This is a genomic window from Arthrobacter sp. FX8 (assembly GCF_026723805.1).
Lineage (GTDB): Bacteria > Actinomycetota > Actinomycetes > Actinomycetales > Micrococcaceae > Arthrobacter.
The window spans coordinates 577,236-590,847 of the sequence record NZ_CP113505.1 but is presented as its reverse complement, the minus strand read 5'-3'; the positions used below and the strand labels follow the sequence as shown (position 1 = coordinate 590,847).

Sequence of the window (13,612 nt, the reverse complement as noted above, 5' to 3'; positions counted from 1 at the left end):
CGCAGCTGCCCTATGACAGTGACGAGCCTCCCGACGGGCGCCTGGTCAGCCAAGGTTGGCGTAGGCGTCGTTGATGTATTCCACCAGCGCTTCCTTTTCCTCCAGGGGCAGGAAGGACGCTTCGGCGGCATTGAGGGTCAGCTCCAGCAGGTCGTCGAGGTCATAGTCGAAGGTTTCCACCAGCAGGTTGAACTCGTCGGTCAGGGTGACGCCGCTCATCAGGCGGTTGTCCGTGTTGATGGTGACGTTGAAGCCCAGCTGGTAGAGCATGTCCAGCGGGTGGCTCTCGATGCCCTCACCGAATTCTGCAATCGCGCCGGTCTGGAGGTTTGAGGACGGGCAGATTTCCAGGGCGATGCCGCGGTCGCGGATCCAGCTGGAGAGGTCCCCGAGGGTGACCAGGCCAACGGTGTCCCCGGCTTCCCCGTCGTCGTCGAATTCCACCATGATGTCCTCGGCGATCCGGACGCCGTGGCCCAGGCGGAGGGCGCGGCCGTCCACCAGCGCGGACTGGATGCTCTCCAGCCCGGCCGCCTCGCCGGCGTGAACCGTGGCAGGGAAATTGTGCTGGGCCAGGTAGGTGAAGGCGTCCCTGAAGCGGCTGGGCAGGAAACCGTCCTCGGCCCCGGCGATGTCAAAACCCACTGCGCCCTTGTTGCGGTGGCGGACGGCCAGTTCGGCGATCTCCTGGCCACGGTCGGCGTGCCGCATGGCGGTGATCAGCTGGCCCACCTGGATTTCGCGGCCACTTTCGGACACGGCTTCGACGCCGGCCTCCAGGCCATCCTGAACCGCTTCCACGGCTTCATCAAGGCTCAGGCCCTTCTGGAGGTGCTGCTCGGGGGCCCAACGCACTTCGCCGTACACCACGCCGTCGTCGGCGAGGTCCTCAACGAACTCCTTCGCGACGCGGAACAGACCGTCGTAGGTCTGCATCACGGCAACGGTGTGGTCGAACGTCTCCAGGTAGCGGACCAGGGATCCGGAATCCGCTGACTCCCGGAACCACTGCCCCAGGGCCACCGGGTCGGTCGAGGGGAGCGTGTGGCCTACGGCCTCCGCCAGTTCGATGATGGTGGCCGGACGGAGTCCTCCGTCCAGGTGGTCGTGAAGGGAAACCTTGGGCAGGCTCTTCAGGTCAAAATCGATGGCAGGGGCAGCGTCAACAATAGGCTCAGTCACGTTCCCACCTTAGGGTGGGCCAGAGTTCAAAGCCAGCCGTTCAAAGCCCGGCGCTACTTGGCCGCGGGACCGGCCTCTGCCGACGGCATTACAAGGGCCTGGGTGCCGGGTCGTCCCTCGTGGCCGGAGCCGGAGGTTTCATCGCTCCACCCGTCCGCGTCAGGTGCGTCGTTCCGGCCCAGCCGTTTGTGCCACCAGCGCAGCAGGTGGTCAATGACGATGCCCAGGACAATCGCGAACACGACGGCGATACCCGCGCTCAGCAGTGGGTTGTGGTGCAGCCAGGGGAACGAGCTGGCCAGCACGCCGATGCCAAGGGAGTAGCCCACCCAGGTGACGCAGGCGAAGGCGTCGAAGACGAAGAACCTGCGGTGCGAGAAGCCGGTGCTGCCGGCGACGTAGTTGACCGCCACCCGGCCCCAGGGGATGTAGCGGGCGGTGAAGATCAGTACGGCACCCCGCTTTTCAAGCTCATACCGCGCCCAGGCGAAGACCTTCCGGACTTTGGGCCGGCGCATCCACCCCCACCGGTCCAGGCCAATCTTCCGGCCGAGCATATAGGCCATGTTGTCGCCGCAGATGGCGCCGACCAGGGCCGTCAAGCCCAGGATCCAAAGATTGGGCTCGCCGCTGTGACGGGAAAAAGCCGCCAGCGCAACGATCAGCGTCTCACTGGGGACCACCATGGCGAAGCCGTCCACGAAGAAGAACACCAACAGGACGGGGTAAATCCACCATTGGCCCGCTGCATGGAGCACGGCCTCATTAATAAACTCCACGCGGTGTTGCTCCTGTATAAAAAATGACACAGCCAAAGTGCCGCAGCCAAAGCGGAAATCGTTCCTAAGTGTCCCATGCGGGAGCCGCAATGCGCTACGCCCCGAAGCCCGGAATTACAGGTTAAACGCGCCGGTCAGGCACCGGGTTCCCGGATCCGCTCCACGACGTTGGGTTTGCCCCGGAATTTGTTGATTACCAGGTCCACCACAATGCCCAGGGCCACGGCGCACACGATGGCGATTGCCGCGCCCAGGAGGTGGTTGTCCTCGAACCACTGGCCGAAGAAAAGCCCGATCGCCACCGAGTAGCCGGCCCAGAGGCTGGCCGACAGGATGGTCAGGCCCACGAACCGAAGATGCGGGTAGTGGGTGACGCCGGCGGTCAGGTTGACCGCCACCCGCCCGATAGGGACAAAGCGGGCCACCAGGATCAGCGAGGCGGGACGCTTCCGCAGTTCGCGGCCCGCCCAGCGGAACGCGCTTTGCATCCGCGGGCCGCGCATCCAGGCCCAGCGCCCGGTGCCCACTCGCCGGCCCAGGAGGTAGGCGATGTTGTCACCGGAGAAGGCACCGGCGGCCGCCACCAGGGCCAGGAGCAGCGGGTTGGGCACATCGGCGGTGGCGGCGACGGCTGCAAGGCCCACCACCACGGATTCGCTGGGGACAGGCGGGAAGAAGCCGTCAATGATGCAGCAGGCCAGCACCAGTACCAGCACCCAGGGCTGCCCGGCTGCGGCGAGGATGAAGTCATTGATGGCCTGCATTGGTGCCTATGCTATGCGGTCGATGATGAGCTGCTGGGCAGGCCGCGAACCTTCCGGAGCGATGACCACGGCATGTTCAAGGGCTTCCCTGGCCCGCGCGAACCGCTCAGGGGTGTCCGTGAGCAGGGTCATCAGGGGTTCCCCGGCGCGCACTGTGGCGCCGGGCTTTGCGTGCATGCGCACTCCCGCCCCCGCCTGGACCGCATCCTCCTTGCGGGCACGTCCGGCGCCCAACCGCCAGGCGGCCACCCCTACGGCGAGTGCATCCAGTTCCACCAGCACACCGTCCGCCGGAGCGTAAACGACGTCGGATTCCCTGGCCACCGGCAGCGCGGCCCGGGGTCGCCTCCCTGGGCGGCGATCATCCGGTTCCAGACGTCCATGGCCCGGCCGTCCTTGAGGGCAGCAGCGGGGTCGGCGTCATGCACTCCTGCGCAGGCGAGCATTTCCTCGGCGAGCCGGACGGTCAGTTCCACAACGTCATCGGGACCGCCGCCCGCCAGCACCTCCACTGATTCCTCCACCTCGATGGCGTTGCCGGCGGTGAGCCCCAGCGGGGTGTTCATGTTGGTCAGCAGCGCCACCGTGTTGACCCCCGCATCCTTGCCCAGCGCCACCATGGTCCCGGCGAGTTCGCGGGCTTTGGCCTCGTCTTTCATGAACGCGCCGCTGCCCACCTTAACGTCCAGGACCAGCGAGCCGGTGCCCTCGGCGATCTTCTTGCTCATGATGGACGACGCGATCAGCGGGATGGCCTCCACGGTGCCGGTCACGTCGCGCAGGGCGTAGAGCTTCTTGTCCGCCGGCGCCAGGCCCGCTCCGGCGGCGCAGATCACAGCCCCCACGTCCTGGAGCTGGGCCAGGATCTCGTCATTGGAGAGGTTGGCCCGCCACCCGGGAATGGATTCCAGCTTGTCCAGGGTTCCGCCGGTGTGCCCCAGACCACGGCCTGACAGCTGCGGAACGGCCACGCCGAACACTGCGACGAGCGGGGCCAGCGGCAGGGTGATCTTGTCCCCCACACCGCCCGTTGAATGCTTGTCCGTGGTGTACTTCAGGCCGCCATCGGGGCGCCGGAGGCTGGAGAAATCCATCCGTTCGCCGGAGGCAATCATTGCGGCGGTCCACCGGGCAATTTCGGCACGGTCCATGCCGTTGAGCAGAATGGCCATGTTGAGGGCTGCCATCTGTTCATCCGCGATCGCTCCGCGGGTGTAGGCATCGATGGTCCAGTCGATCTGTTCGGGGCTCAGCGTTCCCTTGTCCCGCTTGGTGCGGATGATGTCAACGGCGTCGAACGCCTCAGTCCTGCTCTCGGTCACCGGGTCTCCTCCAGGTGTTCGGGACCAAAGGCGTCGGGCAGCACCTGGTCCATGGTTTTGATGCCCTGGGCAGTCATGAGCTGCATATCCGGGGCGCGGAATTCGTACAACAGCTGCCGGCACCGGCCGCAGGGCATGAGGATGTTCCCCGCCCCGTCAACGCAGTAGAACGCTCGGAGCAGGCCGCCGCCGGTCATGTGCAGGTTTCCCACCAGGGCGCATTCCGCGCAGAGCGTCAGCCCGTAGCTGGCGTTCTCCACGTTGCAGCCGCTGACAATCCGGCCATCCCCGGTCAGGGCCGCGGCTCCCACCGGGAACTTCGAGTACGGGGCGTAGGCGTTCTTCATGGCGGCGACTGCGGCCGCCTCCAGGGCGGCCCAGTCCACCGGCTGCGTGCCGGCCATGGCTGTCATCCCTTGACGTAGGGGATGCCGCTGGCGGCCGGGCCCCTGGATTTGCCTACCAGGCCGGCGACGGCGAGGACGGTCACCAGGTAGGGCAGCATGGCCATGAACTGGCTGGGCACCGGGGTGCCGATGATGGTCACGATGCTCTGCAGGTTGTCGGCGAAACCGAACAGGAGTGCCGCGAAGAAGGCGCCCACCGGGTTCCAGCGGCCAAAGATGAGGGCGGCCAGCGCGATGAAGCCGCGGCCGCCGGAAATCTCCTTGGTGAAGCTGTCGATCGCTACCAGGGTGAAGAAGGAGCCGCCAATTCCGGCGACGGCACCGCCCAGGGTCACGTTCCAGAACCGCGTGGCGTTGACGTTGATGCCAAGGGTGTCTGCGGCTTGGGGTGCTCCCCCACTGCCCGGACGCGCAGGCCCCACCTGGTCTTGAACAGGCCTACCCAAACCACCGCGACGGCCACATACATGAGGTAGCCCACCAGCGACTGCCGGAACAGGATGGGGCCGATGATGGGGATGCTGGAGAGGATGGGGATGTCGATGACGTCCAGCCCCGGCGGTGAGTTGAACTGGGCTTTGTTGGCCTGCATCACGGTGCTGAAGAGGAAGCCCGTCACCCCGGAGACCAGGACGTTCAGGACGACGCCAACGATGATCTGGTTCACCAGGTACTTGATGCTGAACAGCGCCAGGACCATGGACACGACCGCCCCGGCAATGGCCGCGGCCAGCAGCCCGATGAAGGCGTTCTTTGTCATGCTGGCAACGATGGCTGCGGTGAATGCGCCGCCCAGGAGCTGTCCTTCAATGGCGATGTTGACCACGCCCACCCGCTCGCACAGGACACCGGACAATGAACCGAACACGAGCGGAACCGCAAGCGTGACGGACCCGGCGATGAGCCCCGCCAGCGAGATGGCGGGGGTGCGGGCCCCGCCCACCACCCAAATAAGGAAGGCCGCCACGAAGATCACGATGAAGGTGACCGCCAACCAGCCCGGAGCCGGCTGGTTCTTGGTCTTCAGGTAGATGGCGTATCCTGCCAGCGCCATGAGCACTACCGACAGTACGATGCCGCCGGCAAACGCATTGATCTCCAATGCAGGCAGCTGGAAGAAGTCGCCGCCGGTGGAGATGCCAAAGCTGGCCGTCTGGCTGGGCGCCAGGAATCCGAAGAACACCAGGGAGACCAGGGCGAAGACAGCGAGCAGGACGGGAGTCTTCCAGCTGACGGGTTTGCCGGCCGGCGCTGCGGAAGGGGCGTCCGCCTTGGGCCCTCCGGGCTGGGGTTTGCCCGGCCTGGACGATGAAACTGTTGTGCTCATGCGGCACCTCCGGTAGTGGCTGCCTGCCCGGACTTGGCTGCGCGCGCGGGCTTCCTGCGCCGCGGGTTCAGTCCAAAGACGGCCCGCACCAGCGGCGGCGCGGCAATGAAAAGGACAATCAGGGACTGGACCACCAGGACGATGTCGATGGGGGTGCCGGTCTGGATCTGCATCTGGACCGCCCCGGCGCGGAAGGCGCCGAACAGCAGGCCGGCAGCGAAGGTGCCCCACGGCGTCGAACGTCCCAGCAAGGCGACCGTGATGGCGTCAAAGCCGTACGTGGCGGCGACTCCGTCCGTGAGCACCTTCTCCGTGCCCGCGACCTGGGCCACGCCTGACATGCCTGCGAGCCCGCCGGCGATGGCCATGACCAGGATGGTGGAGCGGGAGACGTTGATGCCGGCGGTCTGGGCTGCCTTGGGGTTGGCGCCCACGGCACGGAACTCGAAGCCCACCGTGGACCGGTTGAGGAGCCACCACACCAGGACTGTGGCCGCGATGGCCAGAATGAAGCCCAGGTGCAGCCGGTACTGGCTGCCCAGGATCTGGGGGTAGACAGCGCTGGGATCCAGGATGGGCGAAATGGGGTTCGACTCCCCGGCCGCTGGAACGCCGGGGTATTCAGCAGGTAGCGCAGGAAGTACAGCGCGATGTAGTTGAACATAATGGTCAGGATGACTTCGTGGGCTCCGGTGCGGGCCTTCAGCAGGCCGGCGAGGCCGCCCCAGAGGGCGCCGCCAATGATGCCGGCCACCAGCACCAGCAGCAGGTGCAGGCCGAACGGCAGGTGCAGGGCGAAGCCCACCCAGGCCGCCAGGATGCCGGCCACGATGATCTGCCCCTGGGCGCCGATGTTGAAGAGCCCGGCCCGGAACGCCAGCGCCACGCCCAGGCCGGCCGTGATGAGCGGCGTGGCGATGGTGAGGGTCTCCATGAAGGGTGCGAACTGTGCGGCCAGCCCATTGCCGCGGGGTTGAACACCGAGCCTTGGAACAGCGCTATGTAGGAGCGCGTGGCAGCATTCCATACGGCCGTCAGCATGTCGGTGGGCCGGGCGAAGAAGTAGCCGGCGGTGGTGGCCACCTGCTTGTCGGTGCTCGCGATGAGCAGGCCGCCAATGATCAGCGCCAGCAGCACTGCCAGCGCGGACACCATGCCGCTTCCGGTGAAGATCCTGCGCAGGACGGTGTCGGAGCCGCCGGGAAGCAGTCCGCTTTGGGCCGTGGCTGGAACAGCCGAGGGCTGCATCGCCCCGCCGGCGGTGTCGACGGCCACTACTGCGGCCGTTTCCTCCGCAGCATCCTGGCCGGCGGCAGACCCGGCCCCGGGCTGTTCGTTGTCGACGTGCCGGCTTTCGTCTGCGTGTTTGGGGGAAGGCTGGTCAGGCATGGTCGGCTCCCTCGGCGTTGGAGGTGGCGGCCGGGGTGCCGGCCTGCGGGGTGTGTGCGTGTTCTTCCGGCGGGATGCCAGCCATCATGAGGCCAAGGACGTCCCGGCTGGTTCCGGCGGGGACAGTGCCCACCAGCTTGCCTTTGTAGAGCACCGCAATGCGGTCCGCCAGTTCCATGACTTCGTCCAGTTCGGTGGAAATGATCATCACCGGGGTCCCTTGGTCACGCTCCGCGACAATCCGCCGGTGCAGGAACTCGATGGAACCCACGTCCACGCCGCGGGTGGGCTGGGAGGCGATGAACAGGCGCAGTGGACGGGAAAGTTCGCGGGCCATCACAAGTTTTTGCTGGTTGCCGCCGGACAGGGTCCCGGCGGCGGCTGCGGCGGAGGGTGTGCGGACATCGAATTCGCCGATGCGCGCCTTGGCATTCTCCATGATTTTCGCAGGGCTCATGCTGATCCCCTTGGCGAAGGGCGGCTTGTCATAAAGATCAAGGATCAGGTTCTCCGCCACGGAGAAGGTGCCCACCAGCCCGTCCACCTTGCGGTCTTCGGGAACGAACCCGACGCCGGCCTGCAGGACTTCCTTGACGGACCGGCCCACGAGCTCCTTGCCGTCCAGGACAATGGAACCGGTGACCCGCTCCTGCAGGCCCAGGATCGCTTCGGTGAGTTCGGTTTGCCCGTTGCCCTGGACGCCGGCAACGGCCAGGATCTCGCCGCGCTTGATGTGGAAGCTGAGATGGTCCACGACGTGCTGGCCGTTGGGCGCGATGACGGTGAGGTCGCGGACTTCGAAGGTGGTGTCCTTGGGCTGGGCCGGAGCCTTGTCCAGGGTCAGGCTTACGGCACGGCCCACCATCATCGAGGCAAGTTCGGTGGTGGAGGCGGCGGGATCGGCCGTGCCCACTACCTTGCCCCGCCGGATCACGGTGATGGTGTCCGAGACTTCCTTGACCTCGCGCAGCTTGTGCGAAATGAAGACGATGGAGGTTCCGCGCGACTTCAGCTGGCGCATGATATCCAGGAGCTCGTCGGTCTCCTGCGGAGTCAGCACGGCGGTGGGCTCATCCAGGATCAGCACCTTGGCGTTGCGGACCAGTGCCTTGATGATCTCCACCCGTTGCTGCACGCCCACCGGCAGGTCCTCCACCAGGGCGTCCGGGTCCACATCGAAGCCGTATTGGTCCGAGATTTCGTTGATGCGCTGCCGGGTCTGGTCCAGGTTGAGGAACCCTGCCGCCTTGGTGGGTTCGGCGCCCAGCGCTACGTTCTCGGCCACGGTGAAGACCGGCACCAGCATGAAGTGCTGGTGCACCATGCCGATCCCTGCCGCCATTGCATCGCCCGGGCCCCGGAACGTGACGGGCTTGTCATCGATGAGGATTTCGCCTTCGGAAGGCTCATACAGCCCGTAGAGCACATTCATCAGGGTGGATTTCCCCGCCCCGTTTTCACCAAGGAGGCAGTGGATCTGTCCCGGCTCAACCACCACGTCTATGTGGTCGTTGGCCAGGAGCGTGCCAAAACGTTTGGTGATCCCTCTGAGTTCAAGTTTCAAAACTCTGACCAATCTCGAAGCGTCCGGTGATCGACCGGACGGGATATATGGCTGCAGCACCAGCCTAGTGGCTGCAGTCCCGGGAGGAGCCGGCCGGGCGCTGTAAACGTTCGGCCAGCAAAGCGCCACCGGCCGGCCAGTGGGTGACGGACCGGCGGTGGCGCTTCCTGTGGTGGATCAGGCCTTGGGGCTGGCTGCGGACTCGACCTTCAGCTTGCCGTCGACGATGTCCTTCTTGATCTTCTCGAGGTCGGACTTCACGTCGGCGGGGACCTGGGAGTCGAGGTCGTGGAAGGGTGCCAGCTGCACGCCGTCGTTGGCAAGGGTGCCAACGTACGGGGTGTTGTTGAACTTGCCGTCCTTGTCCTCGGTGACAACGGTCTCCACGGCCTCGCCCATCTGCTTCATGACAGAGGAGAGCATGATGCCCTTGTAGTCCGGGGCGGTGAGGTAGCCGTCCGAGTCAACCCAGATCAGCTTGACGTCCTTGCCGGCAGCCTTGGCCTCGTTAAGCGCGGCTCCGGCGCCCTTGCCCACGGGACCGGCCACGGGCATGACGATGTCCGCACCCTGGTCCAGGAAGTTCTTGGTCAGCTGCTTGCCCACGTCCTGCTTTTCGAAGTCGCCGGTGAAGCTGCCGTCCTGGGCATCCTTGTTCCAGCCGAGCAGCTTGACGTTCTTGCCCTTCTGCTGGTTGTAGTACTTCACGCCGTCGGCGTAGCCGTCCATAAAGATGGTCACGGTGGGGATCTTGATGCCGCCGAAGGTGGCCACGGTGCCGGTCTTGGTGGTTCCTGCAGCCAGGTAGCCGGCGAGGAAGGCCGCCTGCGCGGTGTCGTAGATGATCGGCTTGACGTTGCTGATGGGCTTGTCGTAGCCAAAGTCGATGATGGCGAAGTGCTTGTCCGGGTTGGCGGTGGCCTGGGCCTTGGTGGCGTCGCCGAGCAGGAAGCCCACCGTGATGGTCAGGTTGCAGCCGGCCGTGACCATGGCCCGCAGGTTGGGTTCGAAGTCGTTATTGGTCTTCGACTCGATCTGGTTGACCTTGATGCCAAGGTCCTTCTCGGTCTTCTTCAGGCCCTCGTAGGAGGACTGGTTGAAGGACTGGTCGTCGAATCCACCGGAGTCCGACACGATGCAGCCCGTGTAGTCGCTGGCACCTGCGGATGAGGTGCTTCCGGCTTCGGGGGCTGCACCGCAGGCGGTGAGCACAAGCGCGGACGCACCGAGGGTGGCCACTCCGGCCATTGAACCGCGCTTGAAGCTGGCACGCAGTGATTTCTTCAATTTTCCTCCAGGGATGATGCGAGTGGCGCTACGGGCTGGAATTCAATGAGTGTCCGTTTCGGCGCTGAAATTCTGTTTTCACTGAAGGCACGCAGCACTGCGCCGGAGCGCACTGATGGCACTTACTTTAGTGGCCTGCGCCACGTCCCCATAGCACGCCAGGAGCCCATCCGGGAGATTGTTTACAAGTTGTTACCAAGCAGTAGGGACACCGCGGATGCGGTGTCCCTACTGCTTGTGCGTGATGGTGGCGGCTACAGCCGGACGAGCATTTTCCCGGTGTTTGCGCCGTCCAGGAGGTCCATGAAGGCCTGTGGCGCGTTCTCCAGTCCGTCAACGATGGTCTCGTCGTAGCGCACGGTCCCGTCCGCCAGCCAGCCGGCCATCTTCTCCGCAAACTCCGCCGCGTGCTGGCGCTGCCCGCCCACCAGGAAGCCCCGGAGGGTGAGCTGCTTCCCGATAGCCTGCATCAGGTTGTGGGGTGCAGGAGTGGGTTCGGTTGAGTTGTACTGCGCGATGGCGCCGCACATTGCCACCCGGCCGCCCACGTTGAGGACCGACAGGGCAGCCTCGAGGTGCTCGCCGCCCACGTTGTCGAAGTAGACGTCAATGCCGGCCGGGCCGGCCGCCTTTTCCAGTTGCCCGACAACGGGACCGTCATGGTAGTCGAACGCGGCGTCGAAACCGAGCTCCAGGAGCCGGGCCACCTTGGCGGGCGAGCCGGCCGAGCCGATGACCCGGGAGGCGCCCATGGCTTTGGCGATCTGTCCCACCAGCGAGCCCACGGCACCCGCCGCGCCCGAAACGAACACGGCGTCGCCCGGCTTGAATTCGGCAACCTTCAACAGACCGGTGTAGGCCGTCAGCCCGGTCATGCCCAGGGCACCCAGGAAGGCGGACGCCGGGGCCAGGTCAGTGCGGGCGGGGGTGGCAGAAGCGCCGTCGACCACCGAATACTCGCGCCAGCCAAGCGGATGCACGACGACGTCGCCCTCCTGGTGTGCGGACGACCGGGACGCCATCACCTCGCCCACCGCCCCGCCGTCGAGCGCCTTGCCCACGGCGAAGGGCGCGGAGTAGGACTTGACGTCATTCATCCTGCCCCGCATGTACGGGTCTACGGACATGAAGAGGTTCCGCACCAGGATCTGGCCGTCTTCGAGTGCGGGCAGCGGAGACTCGGCAAGTTCGAAGTTCTCATTGGACGGGCGTCCCTCGGGACGCGAAGCCAACCGGATTTCGCGGGTGGTGGTTGCAAGGGCTGTGCTCATGCTGCGTACTCCAGGATCTTGAGGTCGACGTTGATGTTGCCGCGGGTGGCGTTGGAATAGGGGCAGACCTGGTGCGCCTTGGCCACAAGGTCTTCCGCCGTGGCGAGGTCCAGGGCGGGCAGGGCGATTTCCAGTTCGGCGGCCAGCCCGAAGCCGGCTCCGCCGTCCAGCTGCCCCAGGTGGATTTTCGCTGCCACTGCCGAGTCCGTCAGGTCAGCGCCTGCCTTGCGGCCGACCAGGCGCAGTGCGGAATGGAAGCAGGCGGCATACCCGGCGGCGAAAAGCTGTTCGGGGTTGGTGCCGTGGCCGCTGCCGCCGAGTTCGACCGGGCTGGCGAGATCCACTGCGAGCCTGCCGTCGTTGCTGCGTGCAGCGCCGTCGCGCCCTTCGCCCGAGGCCAGCGCCTCGGCGGTGTAGAGAGTCTTCACGAAAAAATCCGTCCTGTAGATGGGAGGTGCAGTATTCGGGTTCACAGCGATTCATGCAGGGCAGCCGTGAGCTTGCCCAGGGTGGTCCGCAGCTGTTCGAGTTCGTCCAGCGAAAGTCCTGCGGCATCGGCCAGCCGCTGCGGAATGGCGCTGGCCGCGCCGCTGAGGTTCCGCCCGGCATCCGTCAGGTAGATGGCGACGCGGCGTTCGTCCTCGCCGGACCGCCGCCGTTCCACCAGCCCCAGGGCTTCCAGGCGCTTAAGGAGCGGCGACAGGGTGCCGGAGTCGAGGCCAAGTTCCCCGCCGAGTTCCTTCACGCCCCGGGGTTCGCTTTCCCACAGGACCAGCATCACCAGGTACTGCGGGTAGGTGAGCCCCAGTTGGTCCAGCACGGGCCGGTAGACGGCGGTGGCGGCACGGGAAGCTGAGTACAGGGCAAAACAAACTTGCCGGTCCAGGCGGGGTGCTTCGGTCATACAGAAACGATAGCCCACAATTAAGTTGTGCACAACTTACTGCAGGTGGGGCAGCCCCTGTTACGCCGTCGTCGGCATGCGAACGACGGCGGCAGGGCATCTTTCCGGCCGGGCTCTGCCAGGCGCGCCCCCAGGCCAAAGAGGTTACGGAAGCGGTGCCTGCTCGAGGTCCCGGATGGTCCGCAGCGCCGCTGCGGTGAGGACCCGGATGCCCAGGCCAAGGGCGCGCTCGTCCAGGATGTAATCGCCGCGGTGGAGGTCGTAGTCCTCACCGCCCGGCGTCTTGGTGCCCAGCCGCATCATGGCTCCCGGCAGTTCCGCCAGGAACCAGGCAAAATCCTCGCCGCCCATGGACTGCGGCGTCAGCACCACGGCGCTCTCGCCGATTTCGGCCCGGGCGGCAGCTTCGATGATGGCTGTCTCGTGTTCCGAGTTCACCACCGGCGGCACTCCCCTGGTGTGCTCCAGGTGGACGTCCACGCCGTACGGTGCGGCCACCTGGTGGACCACTTCGTCAAGGAGTTCGCCGGCAGCGTGCCAGGCGTCGCGGTCCAGGCAGCGCATGGTCCCGGCCATGTAGCCGCTGCCGGGAATCGCATTGGGTGCCGAGCCCGCGGTGATCTGGCCCCACACCACGGAGACGCCGCTGCGGACGTCCACCCGGCGGGACAGCACGGCCGGTACGTTCACGGCGATCTGGGCCAGCGCGAACACCAGGTCCTCGGTGAGGTGCGGGCGCGACGTGTGGCCGCCACGGCCGGAGAGTTCGATCCGGATGGTGTCCGAAGCCGAGGTAATGGCACCAATCCGCGTTCCCACCTTGCCCACCTCAATCCGGGGGTCGCAATGCAGGGCCAGGATCCGGGGACGCCCTCCAGGACGCCCTGTTCGATGCAGGCGTGCGCGCCGCCGGGCATCGTTTCCTCGGCAGGCTGGAAGATGATCCGGACGGTGGCCCCGAGGGGTGCCTCCTGGTGCATCCGGTTCAATACCAGGGCGATGCCCAGCATGGTGGTGGTATGCACGTCATGGCCACAGGCGTGCGTGACGCCGTGATTCTTCGACGCGAACGGCAGGCCCGTCTCCTCGATGATGGGCAGGGCGTCAATGTCGCCGCGCAGCGCCGTGGCGATGGGACCTTCGCCCACGTCCACGGTCAGCCCGGTGCCTTCCAGGCGGCGGGGACTCAGGCCGGCGGCTTCGAGCCGCTCGGCAAGCTTGTCCGTGGTGCGGAACTCCTTGAAGGACAGCTCCGGGTGCGCATGCAGGTCCCGCCGGAATTCGATCAGTTCCGGCAAAAGCGGTTCGAGCCAGGGAGCCACCAGGGCGGTGGGCTCGGCTTCAGTAGTGTAGTTGCGCACTGTTTCACTCTAGCGAGGGTGCCGGCTTTAGTGCCCATTCACTGACGCCTCATTA

At 65.9% G+C, this 13,612-nt stretch carries 9 protein-coding genes and 4 pseudogenes; all 13 read right to left on the bottom strand.

Annotated elements, in window-relative coordinates; genetic code table 11:
* Positions 1-45 precede the first annotated feature (45 nt).
* A complete protein-coding gene (locus tag OUO20_RS02715; protein WP_018770201.1) occupies positions 46-1,182 on the bottom strand; it encodes an adenosine deaminase in 1,137 nt (378 codons plus the stop codon).
* A gap of 53 nt (positions 1,183-1,235) precedes the next feature.
* Positions 1,236-1,961: a DedA family protein gene (locus OUO20_RS02710; protein ID WP_018770202.1), complete on the bottom strand. Its 726-nt coding sequence runs from the start codon at positions 1,959-1,961 to the stop codon at positions 1,236-1,238.
* Between the two features lie 134 nt (positions 1,962-2,095).
* Positions 2,096-2,725, bottom strand: coding sequence for a DedA family protein (locus tag OUO20_RS02705; RefSeq protein ID WP_018770203.1), 630 nt, complete (start codon positions 2,723-2,725; stop codon positions 2,096-2,098).
* A gap of 6 nt (positions 2,726-2,731) precedes the next feature.
* Positions 2,732-4,047, bottom strand: a pseudogene (locus tag OUO20_RS02700) (thymidine phosphorylase).
* The gene (locus OUO20_RS02695) at positions 4,044-4,451 is read right to left on the bottom strand and encodes a cytidine deaminase (RefSeq protein ID WP_018770205.1); all 408 of its coding nucleotides are present in this window, start codon (positions 4,449-4,451) and stop codon (positions 4,044-4,046) included. Before OUO20_RS02695 ends, OUO20_RS02700 begins: the two are co-directional and overlap by 4 nt.
* Before the next feature lie 5 nt (positions 4,452-4,456).
* Positions 4,457-5,781 (bottom strand): annotated as a pseudogene (locus OUO20_RS02690) (ABC transporter permease).
* Positions 5,778-7,170 (bottom strand): annotated as a pseudogene (locus OUO20_RS02685) (ABC transporter permease). Before OUO20_RS02685 ends, OUO20_RS02690 begins: the two co-directional pseudogenes overlap by 4 nt.
* A complete protein-coding gene (locus tag OUO20_RS02680) occupies positions 7,163-8,734 on the bottom strand; it encodes an ABC transporter ATP-binding protein (RefSeq protein WP_268002803.1) in 1,572 nt (523 codons plus the stop codon). Before OUO20_RS02680 ends, OUO20_RS02685 begins: the two are co-directional and overlap by 8 nt.
* 177 nt (positions 8,735-8,911) lie before the next feature.
* Positions 8,912-10,021 (bottom strand): BMP family lipoprotein, encoded by a 1,110-nt coding sequence (locus tag OUO20_RS02675; RefSeq protein WP_018770209.1) that lies wholly within the window; start codon positions 10,019-10,021, stop codon positions 8,912-8,914.
* A 254-nt stretch (positions 10,022-10,275) separates the two neighbouring features.
* The gene (locus OUO20_RS02670) at positions 10,276-11,292 is read right to left on the bottom strand and encodes an NADP-dependent oxidoreductase (RefSeq protein WP_268002802.1); all 1,017 of its coding nucleotides are present in this window, start codon (positions 11,290-11,292) and stop codon (positions 10,276-10,278) included.
* Positions 11,289-11,720: an organic hydroperoxide resistance protein gene (locus OUO20_RS02665; protein ID WP_134164562.1), complete on the bottom strand. Its 432-nt coding sequence runs from the start codon at positions 11,718-11,720 to the stop codon at positions 11,289-11,291. The genes OUO20_RS02670 and OUO20_RS02665 overlap by 4 nt, the downstream gene beginning before the upstream one ends.
* 41 nt (positions 11,721-11,761) lie before the next feature.
* Positions 11,762-12,196 (bottom strand): MarR family winged helix-turn-helix transcriptional regulator, encoded by a 435-nt coding sequence (locus tag OUO20_RS02660; protein ID WP_268002801.1) that lies wholly within the window; start codon positions 12,194-12,196, stop codon positions 11,762-11,764.
* A 144-nt stretch (positions 12,197-12,340) separates the two neighbouring features.
* Positions 12,341-13,557 (bottom strand): annotated as a pseudogene (locus OUO20_RS02655) (amidohydrolase).
* Positions 13,558-13,612: the final 55 nt, after the last annotated feature.